Source organism: Bradyrhizobium sp. SEMIA (assembly GCF_014844175.1).
GTDB classification, from domain to species: Bacteria; Pseudomonadota; Alphaproteobacteria; order Rhizobiales; family Xanthobacteraceae; genus Bradyrhizobium; species Bradyrhizobium arachidis.
In genome coordinates this window covers 3,289,869-3,308,051 of record NZ_CP046601.1, presented here as the reverse complement: position 1 = coordinate 3,308,051, position 18,183 = coordinate 3,289,869, and the positions used below count along the sequence as shown (strand labels likewise).

Here is an 18,183-nt window from a genome sequence, read left to right as displayed (position 1 = left end):
TTCGGAATACCGGAATGTGTATCTCGCCTCCGGTCGTGCGACCGGAGAAGGTGCATCACAGGACAGCAGCATGGAACTGGGTCATTGGCCGTCGGAGCACTCCGACGCGCTTCGCGACTATTTTCTCAAAGGACTATCCTATGCGGAGATCGGGAGAGAGATTAACGCAAGGTTTGGAACGGCTTACACGCGCAATGCCGTGGCGGGCCGGGTCAAGCGGCTCGGACTTGTCGGGTCGGCGCGGGTGACGAGTCCGCCGATCGTGCCGTGCTTGCCGGGCGAGACCTGTTTGCTTTCGGCACATCGCCCGGCATTGCCGAACCTGATTCTGCCGCCGAAATCCGCGATGAAGCCCGCCGCACGGGTGAAGCTGCGCTGCGTCGGCGTCCAGCCGCGCCTGATCTCGTTCGCTGAACTTGCAGCCGGCGATTGCCGCTATCCCTATGGCGGCGACAGGGACGGGGAGGAGATCACCTTCTGCGGACATCCGCGCCAGCCAGGCTCCAGCTATTGCACGCCGCATGCGCGCCTGACGCGCCGGACCGGAGTTGCGCCCGCCCGTACGGCCGGTCCCGTCGTGCTGAGGCTGGTCTTCGCCGCCTGAGTTGGCGGCCATCTGCCTGTCCAATCGTCAATCCTGCAAGGAGTATCCGAGTGGCACGTGCCCGACGCAACAAATCCTACAAATTGACCGGGATCTATGACCGGCGCTCGCGCGAGATGCCGTTCAATGCCGACGTGGCCGAGGTCGAGGTCGACAATCCATTGGCGCTCGATCCCGGCGAGAAGATTATGGCGATCCGCTCGGTCCGCAGCGATCCGCTCGGCCGGCTGCATTCGCACCATCAGATCGACGAGGCGCAATACCGCGGCGGACGCGCCTTTCAGAACGATTGGGAGAGGGCGGAGCGGGGGCCGCAGGCGGTGGATACGACGCGCGAATATGTCGATGGTACAAGCACGCGCGAGCCTCTGACCGAGAGCCAGCGCCAGGCGGTGCTGCGGCTGAACCGGGTCGAGCGCGAGCTCGGCACCGACGGCGCGGCGCTGGTGCACGACGTGCTGGTGCTGGGGCTCACCATGGACCAGATCGGAGAGCGTCGCGCGGTCCGTACGCAGCGCTGGAACGACTATTTTGCACGGCGCTTTCGCGAATGCCTGGACCGGCTGGCGCTGATCTACGGGTTTGCGACGGAAGCGGGGACGAAGCGTGCAGTCCGCCGCAAATGATGACGGCACGCCTGCGGTCTTCGGCCGTAGGCGTGCCGGTCCGCCGCTTACGGGTGCGGCACGATCTGGTAAGGGGTCGTGTAGGGCTCGACCCGGAGCGAGGCGTTGGCCAGAAGCCCGATCTTGGCGGTCGGCGCCTGCTGCAATTCGCCGCTTGGGCCGCGATGCACGTTGTATTGCCAGGCGGTGAGGTCGCCCTTTTGCGCCAGCGCGTGCGCAACCGCGCTCGCATCATTGCCGCCGAGCGCCTGCAGCTCCTCCGCCGACAATCCGATGACGATTTCGTCCTTGATGGTGACGATCTTGAACAGATTCATCCTGGTCTCCTGCGCCCATGCGCCTTGTATCGAGAGGATGAAAAGCGCGACCGCGGCGCCCTTGATGAGATCGCAGCGAGAAAGCATGCCGTCGTCCTTTGGTGCTGAGGCGCGCCCGAATCGATTTTGAGTCCATCGGCCATGGCGCCCGTGATCCGTGTGGCCGTTCCGCAACCGCTTTGTCGCGCGATCTTGAATGGCGGTTCACGGGCAGAAACATATCCGCAGCGATGAACCTCGATGCAGGAAGGTGAGTCCAAGGCCGAGAGCTTGAGGGACCGTCAGATGAAAATCACCGGCATCGTTTGCTTCCTGGCGTGGCTGGGTATGGCCCTCCCGGCTGCGGCCGCCGATCCCTTCTACGTTGGCAGCTGGACCTTCACGACCGCGACGGTCGCACCATGGGCCGATCCACACCGCAAGCCTGACGACATCGAGCGGACGCGGCTGATGGGCAAGGCGGTTGTCTTCAAGGCGAAAGAGATATCGGGGCCACGGCCCTTTGCCTGCGCGAAGCCACAGTACAAGGTGGCGGACTACACTCCCGACATGATCTTCCAGGGAGCGTTCGACGAGATGCAGCGCGCCGACAAGAAAGCCGTTCCCAAGGCGCTTGCCGCCTCGCTCGGCTTCACTGGCGCGACGATCAGGACGCTGGAAACCGGCTGCGAGATCGACGTTCATTTCGTCGACGATACAACCGCCGAGGTCGGACTCAACAATTACGTGTATACTCTGAAGAAACTTTAATCTGACCTCGTCCATCCCCGTTCACATCGGAAACACCGTGAAACGCTGTGCCGATTGACAGCGATTGAGGCTCCGTGCGTGATTAATGCTGCTTCTTGACGCAGGTGGGTGACGAGGATCGATATTCCTGTTATCCGGAATTGCCATGGTCCGATGCGGACGAAGCATCGCTAGGTCGATGGTTGGACTTGCCGGATGGGTTGTTTCTTGGCATAATTGCAACCTGATTGGTTGAGCCCGTCCGTTCGGATATGTCGTTCAGCGTGCTACCCGACGGGGCCGCCCGGCCGCCAACTGACCGTCACCGCGACGTCCGGTCATGGCGTTCGGCTCTGAGTGGGGCCTCGATATCGGATCACGAATGCCGATGCTTGTCATAGGTGCGAGATGAAAAACCTCAATTTCGCGGCTGAACTGCACCTCAAGCTCGGCGCCCCAGCAAGCGGCACCGTCGAAAGCCTGCGCCTGCTCCGCGCGTTTCTGAAGCTCGCGCCTCGACAGCGCTTCGAGGTCATTAAGCTCGTCGAAGACCTCGCCACCGAAGAAACCCTCCCCGAACACCCCCTGTCCTGAGCCTGGCGGCGCGCCGGTCTTACGCCTTGTCCTTCGTTTCCTGCCAGCAGCCGGACCGCCGGACGACGTTTGTCCGGGTCTGGCCGCTGGCAGCCGATTGGGCAAGTGTGGTAATTAGTTAAGAAAAAGGGAGGAGTGCGACCATGATCGAACCGAAGCTCGAAGTTCCGGCCGAACTGCGCGACTTGGCCGAGAAGACGATAGACCAGGCCGAAAAGGCCTTCGGCATGTTTTTCGATGCTGCCACCAAATCAATGACGTCGGTTCCCGGAGCGGGCACCGAGGTCTCGAAGCAGGCGCTCGCTTTCACCGAGCAGAACATGAAGTCGGCCTTCGAGCATGCACGCAAGCTCGTCCATGCCACCGACCTTCAGGAAGCCATGCGAATCCAGTCCGACTTCCTGCGCAGCCAGTTCACCAGCGCCGGAGATCACATGCGCCAGATGACCGGCAGCTTCATGCAACCGGGCAAGGGCAAGTCCTGATTCTCTGCTCGTCCAGGGCGTGCCCACAAATTGATCTTGCCTGACGCCGCGATCCGCATTTCGATGCTGGTGCAGGTCCATGACGGGCCACCGAATGGATCCATTCGCCGTCCGTCATCCTTTCTGCTGATCCCTGTCGGTCCTCCGGCAGGGATTTGCATGTTGCGGCACACGCGCGAAGCATCGCACTCACCCGCAGCACGATCGCGGAAATTGCGAGAGATCGATGCGAGCGATGATCGCCCGCAGCAGCCTGCGGACCGAACGATAGATCGGCCGCGCGAATCCCGGCGTTTTTGCCGCGGGCAGTTCAAGACTTTCCGTATGAACGCTTTCGATCAGGTGCGACACGGGCCTCTCCGGGATGGTGAGGCTCTTGCTATCGCGGCCTGCCCGGTGCGGCCTTGATCTGCCGCAAGGCGCACCCGGCTAGTAGTCGCCCGGATTCATGATCATCGGGCTTCTCGTGTCGGCCGGTGCGAGCGCGCTGCTGGCGCTGTCGCGCAGGAAGCGGTCGAGCGTTGCCTGGATCTTCTCCTTGACCGCGTCGGGGCCGCGATCGCTCATCTCGGTGTGCTGTGCGCCGGTATGGACGATGTCGATGCCGCGCGCCTTCGCCTCTTCCGGCGTCGGCAGCACGCCGGGATCGGTCTGGAAGTGCGGATCCTTGGAGCGGAACGACAAAATCTTCAAATGGTCGCTGAGCACGAAAGGCACCCGCAAATTGTCGAGCGTGATCACCTTCGACACCAGCTCCGGATGCTGATGGGCGACATACATGGAGACGTCGCCGCCATTGGAATGCCCGACGAGGGTGATGTGGTCGTAATCGACGTTCTCCTGCCGCCGCTTCAACTCGCCCAGCGTGAAGAGGATGTTGGCCTCGCAGCGAATATAGACCTCGCGCCGGCCGACATATTGCTGGCCGACATGGGTCATCAATGGCGGATCGCTCGGCAGGTCTTGCTGGAGGCTGGCAACGAGATAGCCACGCGCGGCGAGCACGTTGGCAAGGAAGGAATACTCGGTGGCCTTGACGGTGTTGCCGTTGCTGATGACGGCAAGCGGGAGCTTCCAGAGGCCGAGATTGGCCTTGTTCTCGTAATCGCGCCGCACCGCGATCTCGACCGAGATCGGCCGCTGGCGGGAGGCGTCGAACAAGGACAACGTCTCATGGCGGATCGCGAACCGGCTGACCACGAAATACTGGCCGACGCCGAGAACGCAAAGGAACGCCAGGATTGCAAACACCCTTTTCATGGTCCGTCTCAATCACTTTCGGCTGAACATGGTCATTGGGAACTCCCGGATCGAGCGATCGTGAGCAGGTTACGGGATTAAATTTAGGCAAGTCTGTGAGAAGCGCCGCAAAAGGGCCGCATCAAGGCATGCGACGGCGGCGGTTCGCGCGGCTAGAGGCAGCCGCCCGTGCCGTGTTCTGGGCAGAGCCTGAACGCGCTCGACAACGTGAACAGGAAACGCGGGCTGCGGCGCTCGTTGTCCGGCGCCCGGTAGCTCAAGGGGACGGCCACGCCGAAATCGGCCAGGAAATCGTCCGGCAGGAAGAACCGCACGCCGGCCCCGGCCGATGTCAGCGAGAGGCCGTCGCCCAGACGGTAGCCGTCGTTCCAGACCGCGCCAGCGTCGCCAAAGGCGTAGAGCTGATAGCCGCTCCAGTAGCGGAAATTCAGCTTCTGGTCGAAGCGCACTTCGAGCGAGCCGGCAAGACCGTTGTCGCCGCTGATCTCGGCCGCGCCGTAGCCTCGGCCGAAGGCCGCGCCGCCGAGATAGAATTGCTGCGAGGTGAACAGCGGCCGCGATGCGGTCTGGCTTGCCGCCGAGAGCTTGAGCGACCAGGCGTCGTTCAGCGTCTGATACCGCGTGAACCAGAAATTCAGCACGGAGAAGTTCGAGGACGCGCCGTCGCGCGACAAGAGATCGTCGTCGAAATGCGAGGCGCCGAAGATGTCGAGGCCCTGGCGGTAGGTCATTGTCGTGAAATTGGTGCCGCCGAAGCGATCCTGCAGCCGGTAGTCGGCGGTCAGGCTCGCGGTCCTGATGTGGTCGTTGTACCAGGGGCCGTAAACATCGTGCTCGGAGACGTTGCTGAAGGTCGTCGCCGCTGTCAGCGTCAGCGTGGAGGATTGCGACTGCAACGGCACGATGCCGGCACGCAGCTCGAAAGCCTCGGTCGTGGTGATGTCGCTGTCGAGGCGGCGGGCGTCGCCCGGCCGCACCGCGCTGTACAGGACCGACGCGCCGAGACGCACGCCGTCGACGCCGACAGGCGCGTCATAGGAGAGGCGCGCAAAGCCGAGTTCGCGTGGATCGTTGGCAATGGTCGACAGGTTGACCGCCAGCGTGTCGCCGGGCGTGAGATAGGAGTTGAACGCGCCGGTCGCGTAGGTCTGCCAGGGGCCGACCGAGGACGAGCCGAGATTGTCCAGACCGAACGACGTGAAAACGTGCCAGGTCTTGACATAGACCGTGAGACGGAAGCGGCCGGTCGCGCCGCCAATCTCCTCGAGCGCGGTATCGGTGATCCGGACACCCGGCCTGCCGTTGATCAGGAAGAGCTGGCGTTCGAGCGTTGCGAGGCGCGACGGCTGTTCGGCCAGAACCGGAGCGAGCATCGGCCTCACGCCGAACTGCTCGGCGCCGTCGCCTTTCAGCTCGGCGTCCACGATGGCGCCTTCGATCACCTGGACGCGGACACGACCGTCGGCGATGTCCTGCGACGGCACGATCGCGCGGCTTAAGTGGAAGCCGGCGGCGCGATAGAGATCGCTGATCGCGCCTGCGATCGCGGCGAGGTCGGCCTGCGAGACCTTCTTGCCGAGGTAAGATTGATAGACCGTAGCGATGCGATCGTCGGAAATGGCATGGGCGCCGCTGACAGTGACGCCTCGCAGGACGAATTGCGGCCTGGTGTCGCCGCCGGTGTTGGGCTGGCCAACCGTCGGCAGTCTGACCGCAGGACGTCTCAGCGATTCCTGTTCGGATTGGTTTTCAAAGTATTTCTCCGGCTGTCGCGGATCGAAGCCGGGCTGGTTCGCCTGCTGCGCGAAAGCCTGCGGAACGCCCGTAAGAATTGGTGCCGCGAACGCCAGCGCGGCGAGGACATGCCGCTTTGCAACCTGGGTGACGAACCGCTCTCCGTAGTTCAACGGAGAAATTCCCATGAGCCGGTAAAGGTTCGCTAGCCGCATGATTTTTCTTAGTTTTTTATGGTCAATGAAACGTTAATGGCACCTGCCGACCAGTTGCTTCCCGCTAATTCTATGTTGAGTGATTTCGGATACGTCGGGGTCCGCCTGTAACGGGGACTGAGGATCATCATGCGCGGCAGAGTTGGAATGCGGTGCGCCTTCGTGGCTGCGCTGATCCTGGGAATGGCTTCTGCTGCGCACGCTGCGGACGATGGTGTCTGGTCGGTCAGCAAGTCCTCAGGCGAGGTCTGGCTTGCCACCGATGGTGCGCAGCCCGTGTCGCTGAATCAGGACGGCACGCTCAAGCCGGGCGATACCATTCGCACCGGCCGCAACGGACGCGTGCTGCTCGTCCGCGGTGAAGAAACCATTTTGATCTCTCCGAACTCGGTGGTCGGCTTGCCCGCCGAGAAGAAGGAGGGGCTTTCGACCACGATCATCCAGCAGGCGGGCTCGATCCTGCTCGAGGTCGAGAAGCGTAACGTCAAGCATTTCGAGGTCGAGACGCCCTATCTCGCCGCCGTCGTCAAGGGAACGCAGTTTAGCGTCACCGTGGGGACAGGCAGCACCAAGGTCGGCGTGCTCCGCGGCCAGGTCGAAGTCTCTGACTTCAAGACGGGACAGATCGCCCAGGTCATGCCGGGACAATCGGCGACCGCCTTCGAGCACGGCAAGCCCGGCCTCAGCCTGGGTGGTGCCGGTACCTTCAATCCGATCGAGCAGGGCAAGCCGCGCGCCTCGACGATCGAGCGCGTCCCCGTGCCGAAGTCGGGCCTGTCGGCGCCGCGCAATGCGGCCAACGGTCATGCGATCCACGCGCTTGGTCCGATCGACAAGGGAGCGAAGGCAGTCGGCGCGCCGAAGCAATCGCATCAGGCGAGCGGAGCCCACGCGCCCAAAGCCGGCGTCGTCCGCATCTCGAGCTCGCTCGGCGAGGTCAAGCTGAACTTCCACAAGGTCACGAACGGGCTTGCTCACGGCGCGACTGCTCCCGGACAGGTGCGCAACGCGAACGCCAGCACCAATACCGAGACGGTCTGGAGCGATAGCAAGACGAGCACGACGACAACGGCCGCGAACAGTTCGACCGTGACGGCCGCTACCACGAGCAGCAGTGCTGCTGCGGTCAGTGCCACCTCTTCGTCGACAAGTGCGACGACGACTGTTGCGACCAGCGCTGGGTCGACCAGCGATGCCTCAGGCAAGAATGGCAACAATGGCAATGGAAACGCCGGCAACAACGGTAACGGGAATAACGGCAACAACGGCAAGAACGGAAACGGTAACGGCAATAGCGGTGCCACCGGGAACGGCAAGGGCAACAACGGTAACGGCAACGGAAATGGCGGCGGTAACGGCAGCAACGGCCACGGTAACGGCCGGCACTGACGCCAATTCCAAGGGGTGAGGGGGCGCACGCGCTGAAGCGGGTGTGCGGGAGGATCGGGTGAAACGCTATCGGCCGCATATTCTGGTCGTGATCGCGCTGGCGGTCGTGCTGTCCACGGGATGGCATGGCGCGCTTCGCAATGCGCTCACCGATCTGCGTTTCGCCTGGCAATCGCGTCCGGCGACCGGCAACGTCGTCGTGGTGGCTATCGACGCGCCCTCGATCGACCAGATCGGGTTTTGGCCGTGGCCGCGGCGGCTCCACGCCGAGCTGTTGCACAGGCTCGAAGCGGCGGGCGCGCAGGACGTCGCCTTCGACGTCGATTTCAGCACGCCGTCGGATCCGGCCTCGGACGCGGCCTTCCTCACGGCGCTTCGCGAAGTCGGCGGTTCGACGATCCTGCCGTCCTTCAAGCAGCCGGCGCCAAACGGCGGCACGGCGCACATCAATCGTCCCTTGAAGCCATTCAGTAACCAGTCGTGGCCGCGTCGTCAATGTCGCGATTGAATCCGACGGGCTCGTCCGCCGTTATCCGGTTGGTGAAAAGCTCGGCGACTCCCAGATGCCGTCGATGGCCGTCGTGCTGGCCGGGCAGGACGCCAATCGGCGGCCGCCCTTCCTGATCGATTACAGCATTCGCGCGTCCTCCATTCCAACCGTCTCCTATTCCGACGTGCTGCGCGGCGACGCCGCGACCCTGGACAAGTTGAGAGACAAGAAGATCATCGTCGGCGCCACGGCGCTTGAGCTGGGCGACCGGTTCAGCGTTCCCAACGGCAAGATCATCTCGGGGCCCGCCCTCCAGGCGCTCGCTGCGGAATCGATCCTGCAGAACCGCATGCTGCGCTGGACCTCAGATGCCGGCATGTTCATTGGCTTGGGTCTGATCTGCCTGCTGATGATGTATTCGTGGCGCCGCTTCGCACCCGGCGTCCGCGTCGCGGTCCTCGTTGCAGCGGGGGCCGGCATCGAGCTGGCCGCTGCCCTCGTGCAGGCAAAATGGCCGCTCATCATCGACACGTCGCTGTTTCATATCGCGATCATCGCCTATCTGACGGCGATCGCGCTCGACGAGATCGATTTCCGCAGTCTTCTAGGGCGCATCGCCGAAAGCCGCTTTCATCGTATCGCAATGTCGCTCGGCGACGGTCTGGTCTGCACCGACGAGGATCACCGGATTACGGTGTGGAATCCCGGCGCCAGCGCGATCTTCGGTTACATGCCGGCTGAAATGATCGGGCAGCCGTTCGAGGCGCTCTGTGCGGTGCCCGCGGATGCCGGCGCAAAGACCTTCGCCATGCGTGATGCGGCGCGCCAGGCGCTGCTGGTGCCCGGCGGTGCCGTCGTCGTCGAGTTCGTGGGCCGGCGCAAGAACGGCGAGACGTTCCCCGTCGAAGCGAGCTTCTCGGGCTGGCAGGGAACGGACGGTTTCCAGTATGGAGCGATCCTGCGCGACATTTCGGTTCGCAAGCGCGAAGCCGAACGTGTCCGATATCTTGCCGAACACGACGCGCTGACGGGGCTTGCCAACCGCAATATGCTGCATGCCGGGCTGGTCGACATGATTGCGGATGCGGAGCGGCGCTCCTGCGAGGTTGCGCTGCTAGTGATCGGGCTCGACGGCTTCCAGCGCATCAACGACATGCTGGGTCATTCCGCCGGCGACCTCGTGCTGCAGGCGGTCGCTGATCGCCTGAAGGAGCAGGCCGGAGATCGCTCAGTCGTTGCCCGGCTCAGCGGCGATGAATTTGCCATTGGGCGCGAAAGCGCAGATGGCGGCGAGCCGATTGCGGAGTTCGCCGAGGGCATCACGCGCGCGTTCGAGGCTCCGCTCACGACGGGCACGCGCCAGCATCGCGTGCGGATCAGCCTCGGCGTCGCCGTCTATCCGGAAGGCGGGCACAACGCCGACGATCTCCTGAGCAACGGCCATCTCGCACTTACCAAGGCGAAGCTGACGCGGCGCGGCAGCCACGTGATCTTCGAGAACGCGATCCGGCAAGAACTGGAGAACCGGCTGACGCTGGAGAGCGAACTGGCGCTTGCCGCAGACCGAGGCGAGTTTGAGTTGTTCTACCAGCCCCAGGTTCGGCTGGTTGACGGCGGCCTGGTCGGCGCTGAAGCGCTCATCCGCTGGCGGCATCCCCTGCGCGGCCACGTGTCGCCCGGCGAGTTCATGCCGGTGGTCAACACCTCGGCGCTCTCCGAGCGAATCGCGACCTGGGTGATGGAGACTGCCGCTCGTCAGGCGCGCGCCTGGGAGTTGTCAGGCAGCAGCGTGCGCGTCGCGATCAACCTGTCGCCGTCGCAGCTCCACTCCGGCGATCTCGCGCATTCGGTTGCGACCCTGCTCGACACGACGGGGCTCACGCCCTCGCTGCTCGAGCTCGAGGTCACCGAAGACATCCTGCTCCATGACGAGGCTCGCGTGCTCGACATGTTCAAGCGGATCCAGCAGCTCGGCGTGCGCATCCTGTTCGACGATTTCGGTACGGGCTACGCTAGTCTGAGCTATCTGAAGAAGTTTCCGCTGGATGGCCTCAAGATCGACCGCTCGTTCGTGCTCGACCTGCTCGCCGATTCCGACGATGCTGCGATCGTCGGATCGACGATTGGCCTCAGCAAGCAGCTCGGTCTGACAGTCGTGGCCGAAGGCATCGAGAATCGCGCCACGGCCGACTTCCTGGTCAGCATGGGATGCGAGGAAGGGCAGGGCTATTTCTTCGGCCGTCCGATGCCTGCCGCGGCGTTCGAGACACAATTTCTCACGGCTGAACTCGAAGCCGTCAGCGCCGCCTGAAGCACCCTCGATAGCGGCCGCTAGCGCCGGCGCGCGACCGCCACGCCAAACAGGAAAGCGACGAACAGACTCGCCAAGGGCGCTTCGCGCGTGATCGCTGCGACAGTCGCGAGCGGTCGTCCGGGCTTTCGCGCCTCATCGATTGCATGGGTGAGACGGTCGACGGCGGCGTGCAAGCCTCCCGCGACCTCGCCGATGGTCTGGGAGACGTCGGTTGCTGCGTCCATGGCGCGTTCGGCCATGCCGGGCTGGGGACTGGGCTGCGGTATTTCCGTGCTCAAGCGCGCGATCTCCGAACCTGACCGAAAGATTGAGACCGGCACCTTTGGCTATCCGCGCGAGCGCTCGTTTTGGAACAGCGGGCCCGAAGACCTTTGGCTATCCGCGACAGGCGCCGTTTTGAACGGCGGGTGCCGGCCTTGCAGTGGAAATGCGCCGTACGCCAATTAGTTCCGGCGGGACGCATTTCGTTGCGAAATCCCCGGGAAACGACGGGAGCGAATCTCTGTTAGGCTGGTGCAGCCTTGCTGAACTCGGGAGATTGCCGTGACCGACCGGACCATGGACCGAGCCCGGCGCATCGCCTTGCTCGGCGCGCCCATCGACATGGGGGCCTCGCAGCGCGGTACCTTGATGGGCCCTGCGGCGCTGCGCACGGCCGGCCTTGCGACGCTGCTCGAAAGTCTCGATTTCGACGTCGTCGATTACGGCGATCTCTCCGTCGCCGAGGTCACGGACCTCGCCGACAGGCCGCCCGTGAAGGCAAATCACTACCGCGAGATCCAGCGCTGGACGCGCGTGTTGAGCCGCAGAGGCTACGAGATCGCGCAAACCGGTGCGTTGCCGATCTTCCTCGGCGGCGATCACACCTTGTCGATGGGCTCGGTCAATGCGATGGCACGTCACTGGCAGGAGCGTGGGCGCGAACTGTTCGTGGTCTGGCTCGATGCCCATGCCGACTACAACACGCCGGAGACGACGATCACGGCCAACATGCACGGCATGTCGGCGGCATTCCTGTGCGGCGAGCCGGGCCTTGACGGCCTCCTGGGCGACGATCCGCGCGCCTCGATCGACCCTGACAGGCTCGATCTGTTCGGCGCACGCTCGATCGACAAGCTCGAAAAGGAATTGATGCGCGCGCGACGGATCAGGGTCGTCGACATGCGCCAGATCGACGAGTTCGGCGTCGCCGTCTTGATCCGCCGCGTCATCGAGCGGGTCAAGGCGAGCAATGGCGTGCTGCATGTCAGCTTCGACGTCGACTTCCTCGACCCTTGCGTGGCGCCGGGCGTCGGCACCACCGTGCCGGGCGGTGCGACCTATCGCGAGGCACATCTGATCATGGAGCTGTTGCACGATTCCGGCGTGGTCGGATCGGTCGACATCGTCGAGCTCAATCCATTCCTCGACGAGCGCGGCCGGACCGCGCGCACTGCGGTCGAACTGATCGGCAGCCTGTTCGGCCAGCAGATTACCGATCGGCCGACGCCGAGCAACGCGATCGCCCCGGGGGAGTGAGTCAAGCTGATCGCGTTTGTGCGCTGCAAGGAAAGGAACTGCTCCTGCGGCCGCTGGATTTAGACCAGCCCCGATCAAAATCGCCGGCTTTTGAAACAGCTGCGAATTGCAAATACCGCAGTCGGATTGTTTGATGCGGGGTCAGCGCCAGCCGAGGGCCCGCAATGAGCAGTACGATGCATCCCGACGACAATCCCGTGACGACCACGCGCCGCCGCCTCCTGACCGCCGGTTCGGCAGCCATTGGAGGTGCCGTTCTCGGCGCGGGCGCTTCTGCGGCCGCGGAGACGGACAATCTTCCGCCCAACGTTCCTGAGTGGATGAAGGCGCCGGGCGACCCCATGGGAAGCCAGCCTTACGGCGCGCCCTCGCCGTTCGAGAAGGGCGTGGTCAAAAACATCTCGAAGACTCTCAAGCAGTACATCTCGGCGTCCAGTCGTACGCCCTTGCAGGAGCTCGATGGCATCATCACGCCGAACGGGCTGTTCTACGAGCGGCATCACGGCGGCGTCCCCACCATCGATCCTGTGCAGCACCGGTTGATGCTGCACGGGCTCGTCGAACGGCCCCTGATCTTCACGATGGACGATCTCAGGCGATTTCCATCGGAGTCGCGCATCCACTTCCTCGAATGCTCCGGCAATCCCGGCTACAGCAGGCCCTACGGCAAGACGGCTTCGGACCTCGTGGGTCTGGTGAGCTGCGCCGAGTGGACCGGCGTCAGCCTGAAGCTGGTGCTTCAAGAGGCCGGGCTGAAGCCGGAGGCCAAGTGGGTGATCGCCGAAGGCGCCGACGCGGCAGCGCTGACGCGCAGCATCCCGATCGAGAAATGCCTCGAGGATGCCATGCTGGTCTACAGCCAGAATGGCGAGCGGCTGCGGCCGCAGCAGGGCTATCCGCTGCGGCTGCTCCTGCCGGGCTTCGAAGGCAACATGAGCGTGAAGTGGCTGCGGCGCCTGCATGTGACGGCGGAGCCGGTCTATTCGCGCGAGGAGACGTCGAAATACACCGATCTCTTGCCGGACGGCACTGCGCGCGAGTTCTCCTTCTACATGGAGGCGAAGTCGATCATCACGCGTCCCTCGGGCGGCCAGCGTCTGAGCGCGCCGGGCTTCCACGAAATCACCGGCATCGCCTGGAGCGGACATGGCAAGATCGCGCGCGTCGAACTGTCGGTGGACGACGGCAAAAGCTGGCAGGAAGCGCGCTTGCAGGAGCCGGTGCTGACGCGTGCCCTGACGCGCTTCCGTCTGCCGTGGCAATGGGACGGCAAGCCCGCCGTGATCCAGAGCCGCGCGATCGACGAGACCGGCTATGTGCAGCCGACGCTGGCCGAGCTGCTTGCAGTGCGCGGCGAGAATTATTTCTACCACAACAATGCGATCTGGCCCTGGCGCATCGCTCAAGACGGCGAGGTGACGAATGCGCTGGCGTAACACTTGCGGCGTGGTCTCTGCGATCCTCGCCGGCATCTGGGTAAACGTAGCGCAGGCACAAAGCCCCTTCGGTATCGGTCGGCCGGCAACGGCCGCCGAGATCGCAGGCTGGAATATCGACATCGGCCGCGACGGCAGCAATTTGCCGAAGGGAAGCGGCTCGGTCGCTCATGGGCGTGAGTTGTACGCTCAGCAATGTGCCTCGTGTCACGGCGACAAAGGCGAAGGCGGCCTAGGCGACCGGCTCGCCGGCGGACAGGGCACGATCGGAACGGCAAAGCCGGTCCGAACCGTTGGCAGCTACTGGCCTTATGCGCCGACATTGTTCGACTACATCCGCCGCGCGATGCCGCAGAATGCGCCGCAATCGCTGGGCGACGATGACGTCTATGCGGTGTCGGCCTACGTCCTGAGCCTGAACGGGCTTGTTGGGGCGGATGCGATCCTCGACGCCAAATCGCTGGCGGCCATCAGAATGCCGAACCGAGACAAATTCGTCGGCGATGCGCGTCCGGATGTGAAGAAGTGACCTATGGGAACGATCAAGTTCCGGGCTTCAGCTCGGAACTTGCCAAAGCTTAAGGGGAACTTGCGAGGACCAATTTGAATTAACCTCCGAGAGGAAACAGAGTGGGTCTTTCGATGGCAATGGATCGTTTCGCAAACTCCATGTCCTCGGCGCTTCGCCATCCCGGCGTGATTGCGCTGATCGTGGCCGGCTTGACGATCGCTGCAATGTTGATCGTCGACCACGGTCCTTGGAACCGAGCCAAGACTCAGCCGGCCCATGTCGCGATGTACGCAACCACGGGCGAGGCTGCGCGTGCCGCAGGCGCCGCAGTGCTTCCGACTGAATCGAGGTCGTCGCTCGAACCGGCGCGGCCGGGGCCGAAGACATCCCCGACGGTCAATCCCGTGACGCCGTAGCTCGCGCGGGCGGATCGCGACGCCGTCGAGCCAAGGCTTGCGTCGAACTCGCTCCAGGTCCGGGCGCAAGCCCCACTCCAGCCGCAACTGTTAAACTCGCTCCGGATCGCCGTGAATCCCGAAGGGGCGCGGCCGGCCCTGGCGTCCTTGGTGGGAAAGGGCCGTAGAATCGGATTGAGGATAGCCATGATCTTGCCAGGGATCGTCGCGAAATCGCACCAGGCTCTGACATCTTTGGCCACAATCCGAGCCGAGCTTCCGGCCATGCAATTCTTGGCCGTGATTTCGATTCTGGCGCTGCTCACGTTGAGCGGCGCTGCCATTTCCGATCAGCTTCTGACGGCCGATCAGCACGCCGCGCAAGGGGTGGAGTAGCGCGGCGGGCGAGGGCGCTTTTGTCTTCTGGGGGGACGACAGCAATGCTTTCGATTGATCAGTTTCTGCGGTTCATCGCCGTGCCGGCCGTGTTCGCGGCCTTCATCATCGCCTCGCAGATCTCGGCGGCGTTGTCGCCGCACTAGTCAGCCGATCAGGGACGAGCCGAGCAGCGCGAGGACGGCCAGCGCCATCAGCGCCGTGCCGAGCCAGCCCAGCGCGATCAGCCATGACCGCGCCCGGAAGCGGCCCATGATCGCGCGGCTCGAGACGATCAGCATCATCATCACCATGATCGGCACCGCGACGACGCCGTTGAGCACCGCGCTCCACACCAGCATGTGGATCGAATCGATCCCGGTGAAGCCGAGGCCGAAGCCGATCGCGGTCGCGGCGGCGATGATGGTGTAGAACCCGACCGCCTCGTCCGGCTTTGCCTCCAGCGTGGCGCGCCAGCCGAAGATCTCCGCGACGCCGTAAGCCGCCGAGCCCGCCAGCACCGGGATCGCGAGCAGGCCGGTGCCGATGATGCCGGTTGCGAACAGGGCGAAGGTGAAGTTGCCGGCGAGCGGCCGCAGCGCTTCGGCCGCCTGCGTCGCCGAACTGATGTTGGTGACGCCGTTGGCGTGCAGGACCGACGCCGTGGTCAGGATGATGAAGAAGGCGATGACGTTGGAGAGCAGCATGCCGGAGATGGTGTCGGCCCTGATGCGCGCAAGCTCCGGCTTGCCGCCGTGCTTCAGCTCGCGCAGCGGTTGGTCGTGCTTGCCGCAATTCATCTCCTCGACCTCCTGGGAGGCCTGCCAGAAGAACAGATAGGGGCTGATGGTGGTGCCGAGCACGGCGACCACCATCATGAAATAGTCGGCGCTGACATTCGCCTTCGGCCACACCGCGGCGAGCAGCGCCGTGCTCCACGGGATCTTCACGGTGAAGGCGGTTGCGACATAGGCGAACAGCGCCAGCGTGAGGAATTTCAGCAGCGGCGAATAGCGGCGATAGGGCAGGAACACCTGGAGCAGGGTCGAGCCGGCCGCGAAGATCAGGGCGTGCTCGTGGTTGAGGCCGCCGATGACGAGCGAGAGCGCCTCCGCCATCGCGGCGATGTCGGCGGCGATGTTGAACGTGTTGGCGGCGACGAGCATGGCGACCAGCGCCAGCACCGCCCAGCGCGGCGCGATCTGCATGACGTTGGCGGCAAGCCCCTTGCCGGTGACGCGCCCGATCTGCGCGCTGACGAGCTGGATCGCGATCATGAACGGCGTGGTCAGGAAGACCGTCCAGAGCAGTCCATAGCCGAATTGCGCCCCGGCCTGCGAATAGGTGGCAATGCCCGACGGGTCGTCGTCCGCCGCCCCGGTGATGAGGCCCGGCCCCAGCCGTTGCAGCAGGCTCGGCGTGGATTTCGTCGGGGTCAGGGCACTGTCGGTCATGGACAAGGGGGCTCGGGGTCGGTGCGGCGTCTTTTTAGCAAATGCAGGGGAGGGAACAAAAGTTCCTCGTGGCCATCCGCGGATGGCCACCCCTCGCACATTTCTGATTATGCTAAATTCGCTTGACCCGTCGGGCAAAACACCTGTAGATTGGCATCATCCCGAAAGCTTCGAAGCGCTGCCGCCCGGCAGCGAGCCTGGCCGCATCCGCCGGCGGAATCCGGGCGCCGAACATGCGCAGGCCCGCCTCGCGATCTATTTGACGCTGACGAACATGCCCCAGGCCGCGGCGAGCGCCGCGCCGGAAAAGACGATCAGCGGGTTCTCGCAGAACGCGCTGCCATAGCTGCACATGTTCGCGCCGAACTGGCCGAGCTCGTGATGGCTCGCGGAGTAGAACAGTCCCGACAGCACCAGCAATGCAGCGGCGACGTAATACATCGCAATCTCTCCAGCGCCCTATGTCCGGGCGACATCATGTCTGCCCGACATGTCCCAGCATGGCGCGAAGAAATTTCATTCCGCCGAATCCGCTTTGCTGCATTTGAGTTAAAGTTTGACCGTTCGGTGAAAGCACCTGCAAGATGACGGGATCAGGATGGCCGTCATGACGGATCGGGAAACAGAGATCTCGGCGGACGTCAAGGGCTGGTTCGCCGGCTGCGCGGCGGCAACGGCGGTCCTCTTTCTGTACGGACTGGTCGCGGCGCTCGCGAAGGGACTGACGTTTCCCTTGCTGTTCGCCGGGCTGTTCGTTGCCGCCGTCCACTTCGCTTTCATCGCCATGTTCACGGCCGTTCCGGCCGGACTGTTGATGTGGGGCGTGCGCAAGGCGCGGCTGGAGCTTGTCGCGCCTCTCTTTGTCGCCAGCGGTGCGGCGCTGGGCTTGTCCGGGAATTATCTCTTCAGCCCGTTCGACCGGGACCGCATGCTCTACGCCGCCGCGGGAGCGGCTGCGGGCCTTGCTGCGTGGTATTGCAGCAGAAGGCCTTGGCCAAGACGACGGAGCGCGCAGCGTCAGAGGGCGGGACGACCTAAAGAATGATCCGGAAAGATGCGCAGCGGTCTTCCGAAAAGATCATGCGCGAACAACAGGCTAGAGCGCGATGACGATTCATCCTGATCTCGTTGCCGCTTAGTCCGGGGACTTCGGTAGCCGCGTGATCCGCTCTTCCTGATCCGCCATGGCGTCGTAGGCTTCCGCCATCCGCAGATATTGAGTGCGCGTCGCTTCGTCGGCCATCAGCTCGGACTTCGCGCGCAGCTCTTCGGCCTGGTGGCGGTGCCGGGCTGCTTCGCTCACAAAGTCCATGGGTGATTCCCTCCGGGGCGGGGTTGAGACACTTCACTTAACGCATGTGAACGCGGAGGTTTCCATGGTTTGGCATATCTCGCCGATGTCGGATTCGCTGCACTCACGGGCACTTCTTGTCATGGAGGAAAATCGCAGGCTGCGCGAGGACAAGATGCGTCTCGACCGCGAATATGCCGAGCAGATCGAGGCGCTTCGCTTCGCGATCCTCGAAAGCGCGATGTCGCGCGCCGAGAGCAAGGCGCGCCGCGACAACAGGGGTTGAGGCCACCCAGGCAGGCGCAAGATTCTGACGAAACACGCCTGAAACAGTCCTGAAACCAGATCGTCCTGAACTCCTTCGCGTCCGGCCCCGACCAACGGAGCGAAAAGGAGACAATCATGATCCAGATCGGTTCGAAGGAAGAAGTCGCGTTTCTGCTGGC

Annotated in this window: 20 protein-coding genes and 1 pseudogene; 14 read left to right on the top strand and 7 right to left on the bottom strand. The window is 63.8% G+C overall.

Annotation, left to right across the window (positions count from 1 at the left end):
* Nucleotides 1-70 precede the first annotated feature (70 nt).
* Together FOM02_RS16245 and FOM02_RS16240 are read left to right on the top strand one after the other, a co-directional pair.
* A complete protein-coding gene (locus FOM02_RS16245; protein WP_265441882.1) occupies nt 71-604 on the top strand; it encodes a GcrA family cell cycle regulator in 534 nt (177 codons plus the stop codon).
* Nucleotides 605-654: 50 nt separating this feature from the next.
* Nucleotides 655-1,230: a hypothetical protein gene (locus FOM02_RS16240; protein ID WP_027562449.1), complete on the top strand. Its 576-nt coding sequence runs from the start codon at nt 655-657 to the stop codon at nt 1,228-1,230.
* A 47-nt stretch (nt 1,231-1,277) separates the two neighbouring features.
* Here FOM02_RS16240 and FOM02_RS16235 read toward each other — a convergent pair whose 3' ends face one another.
* Nucleotides 1,278-1,634, bottom strand: coding sequence for a hypothetical protein (locus FOM02_RS16235; RefSeq protein ID WP_265441881.1), 357 nt, complete (start codon nt 1,632-1,634; stop codon nt 1,278-1,280).
* Nucleotides 1,635-1,832: 198 nt separating this feature from the next.
* Here FOM02_RS16235 and FOM02_RS16230 point away from each other — a divergent pair, with 198 nt between their 5' ends.
* The 3 genes from FOM02_RS16230 (at nt 1,833) to FOM02_RS16220 (ending at nt 3,355) form a co-directional block, all read left to right on the top strand.
* The gene (locus tag FOM02_RS16230) at nt 1,833-2,297 is read left to right on the top strand and encodes a hypothetical protein (RefSeq protein ID WP_092216152.1); all 465 of its coding nucleotides are present in this window, start codon (nt 1,833-1,835) and stop codon (nt 2,295-2,297) included.
* A 387-nt stretch (nt 2,298-2,684) separates the two neighbouring features.
* Nucleotides 2,685-2,870, top strand: a complete 186-nt coding sequence (locus FOM02_RS16225) for a hypothetical protein (protein WP_007612798.1) — start codon at nt 2,685-2,687, stop codon at nt 2,868-2,870.
* Nucleotides 2,871-3,013: 143 nt separating this feature from the next.
* Nucleotides 3,014-3,355 carry a phasin gene (locus FOM02_RS16220; RefSeq protein WP_027562452.1) on the top strand — a complete coding sequence of 114 codons (342 nt, stop codon included), beginning with the start codon at nt 3,014-3,016 and terminating at the stop codon, nt 3,353-3,355.
* 429 nt (nt 3,356-3,784) lie between these two features.
* On the opposite strand, the gene FOM02_RS16215 is transcribed toward FOM02_RS16220, so the two are convergent.
* Nucleotides 3,785-4,615 (bottom strand): alpha/beta hydrolase, encoded by an 831-nt coding sequence (locus FOM02_RS16215; RefSeq protein ID WP_027562453.1) that lies wholly within the window; start codon nt 4,613-4,615, stop codon nt 3,785-3,787.
* A gap of 152 nt (nt 4,616-4,767) precedes the next feature.
* Entirely contained in the window at nt 4,768-6,564 is a 1,797-nt protein-coding gene (locus FOM02_RS16210) for a ShlB/FhaC/HecB family hemolysin secretion/activation protein (protein WP_092215991.1), read from the bottom strand.
* A gap of 129 nt (nt 6,565-6,693) precedes the next feature.
* Here FOM02_RS16210 and FOM02_RS16205 point away from each other — a divergent pair, with 129 nt between their 5' ends.
* Together FOM02_RS16205 and FOM02_RS16200 are read left to right on the top strand one after the other, a co-directional pair.
* Nucleotides 6,694-7,953 (top strand): FecR family protein, encoded by a 1,260-nt coding sequence (locus tag FOM02_RS16205; RefSeq protein ID WP_265441880.1) that lies wholly within the window; start codon nt 6,694-6,696, stop codon nt 7,951-7,953.
* A gap of 58 nt (nt 7,954-8,011) precedes the next feature.
* A pseudogene (locus FOM02_RS16200) lies at nt 8,012-10,754 on the top strand (EAL domain-containing protein).
* 20 nt (nt 10,755-10,774) lie between these two features.
* Here FOM02_RS16200 and FOM02_RS16195 read toward each other — a convergent pair.
* The gene (locus tag FOM02_RS16195) at nt 10,775-11,035 is read right to left on the bottom strand and encodes a hypothetical protein (protein WP_092215985.1); all 261 of its coding nucleotides are present in this window, start codon (nt 11,033-11,035) and stop codon (nt 10,775-10,777) included.
* Between the two features lie 265 nt (nt 11,036-11,300).
* On the opposite strand from FOM02_RS16195, the gene rocF reads away from it, so the two are divergent.
* The 5 genes from rocF (at nt 11,301) to FOM02_RS16170 (ending at nt 15,013) form a co-directional block, all read left to right on the top strand.
* On the top strand, nt 11,301-12,275 hold the full coding sequence (gene rocF, locus FOM02_RS16190; RefSeq protein WP_265441879.1) for an arginase: 975 nt from the start codon (nt 11,301-11,303) through the stop codon (nt 12,273-12,275).
* Nucleotides 12,276-12,439: 164 nt separating this feature from the next.
* Nucleotides 12,440-13,711 (top strand): sulfite dehydrogenase, encoded by a 1,272-nt coding sequence (soxC, locus tag FOM02_RS16185; protein ID WP_265441878.1) that lies wholly within the window; start codon nt 12,440-12,442, stop codon nt 13,709-13,711.
* Nucleotides 13,698-14,240: a c-type cytochrome gene (locus tag FOM02_RS16180; protein ID WP_265441877.1), complete on the top strand. Its 543-nt coding sequence runs from the start codon at nt 13,698-13,700 to the stop codon at nt 14,238-14,240. Before soxC ends, FOM02_RS16180 begins: the two co-directional genes overlap by 14 nt.
* Nucleotides 14,241-14,353: 113 nt before the next feature.
* On the top strand, nt 14,354-14,638 hold the full coding sequence (locus FOM02_RS16175; protein ID WP_027562461.1) for a hypothetical protein: 285 nt from the start codon (nt 14,354-14,356) through the stop codon (nt 14,636-14,638).
* Between the two features lie 186 nt (nt 14,639-14,824).
* Nucleotides 14,825-15,013: a hypothetical protein gene (locus tag FOM02_RS16170; protein ID WP_027562462.1), complete on the top strand. Its 189-nt coding sequence runs from the start codon at nt 14,825-14,827 to the stop codon at nt 15,011-15,013.
* A 146-nt stretch (nt 15,014-15,159) separates the two neighbouring features.
* Here FOM02_RS16170 and FOM02_RS16165 read toward each other — a convergent pair whose 3' ends face one another.
* Nucleotides 15,160-16,446 (bottom strand): NRAMP family divalent metal transporter, encoded by a 1,287-nt coding sequence (locus FOM02_RS16165; RefSeq protein WP_027562463.1) that lies wholly within the window; start codon nt 16,444-16,446, stop codon nt 15,160-15,162.
* A 255-nt stretch (nt 16,447-16,701) separates the two neighbouring features.
* Nucleotides 16,702-16,887, bottom strand: coding sequence for a hypothetical protein (locus tag FOM02_RS16160; protein WP_027562464.1), 186 nt, complete (start codon nt 16,885-16,887; stop codon nt 16,702-16,704).
* A 157-nt stretch (nt 16,888-17,044) separates the two neighbouring features.
* On the opposite strand from FOM02_RS16160, the gene FOM02_RS16155 reads away from it, so the two are divergent.
* Nucleotides 17,045-17,491, top strand: coding sequence for a hypothetical protein (locus tag FOM02_RS16155; RefSeq protein WP_265441876.1), 447 nt, complete (start codon nt 17,045-17,047; stop codon nt 17,489-17,491).
* A 90-nt stretch (nt 17,492-17,581) separates the two neighbouring features.
* Here the strand turns inward: FOM02_RS16155 and FOM02_RS16150 are convergent, their stop codons facing one another.
* Nucleotides 17,582-17,758 carry a hypothetical protein gene (locus FOM02_RS16150; RefSeq protein ID WP_156950834.1) on the bottom strand — a complete coding sequence of 59 codons (177 nt, stop codon included), beginning with the start codon at nt 17,756-17,758 and terminating at the stop codon, nt 17,582-17,584.
* A gap of 64 nt (nt 17,759-17,822) precedes the next feature.
* Between FOM02_RS16150 and FOM02_RS16145 the strand changes: the two genes are divergently transcribed.
* Entirely contained in the window at nt 17,823-18,023 is a 201-nt protein-coding gene (locus FOM02_RS16145; protein ID WP_265441875.1) for a hypothetical protein, read from the top strand.
* Nucleotides 18,024-18,183 lie beyond the last annotated feature (160 nt).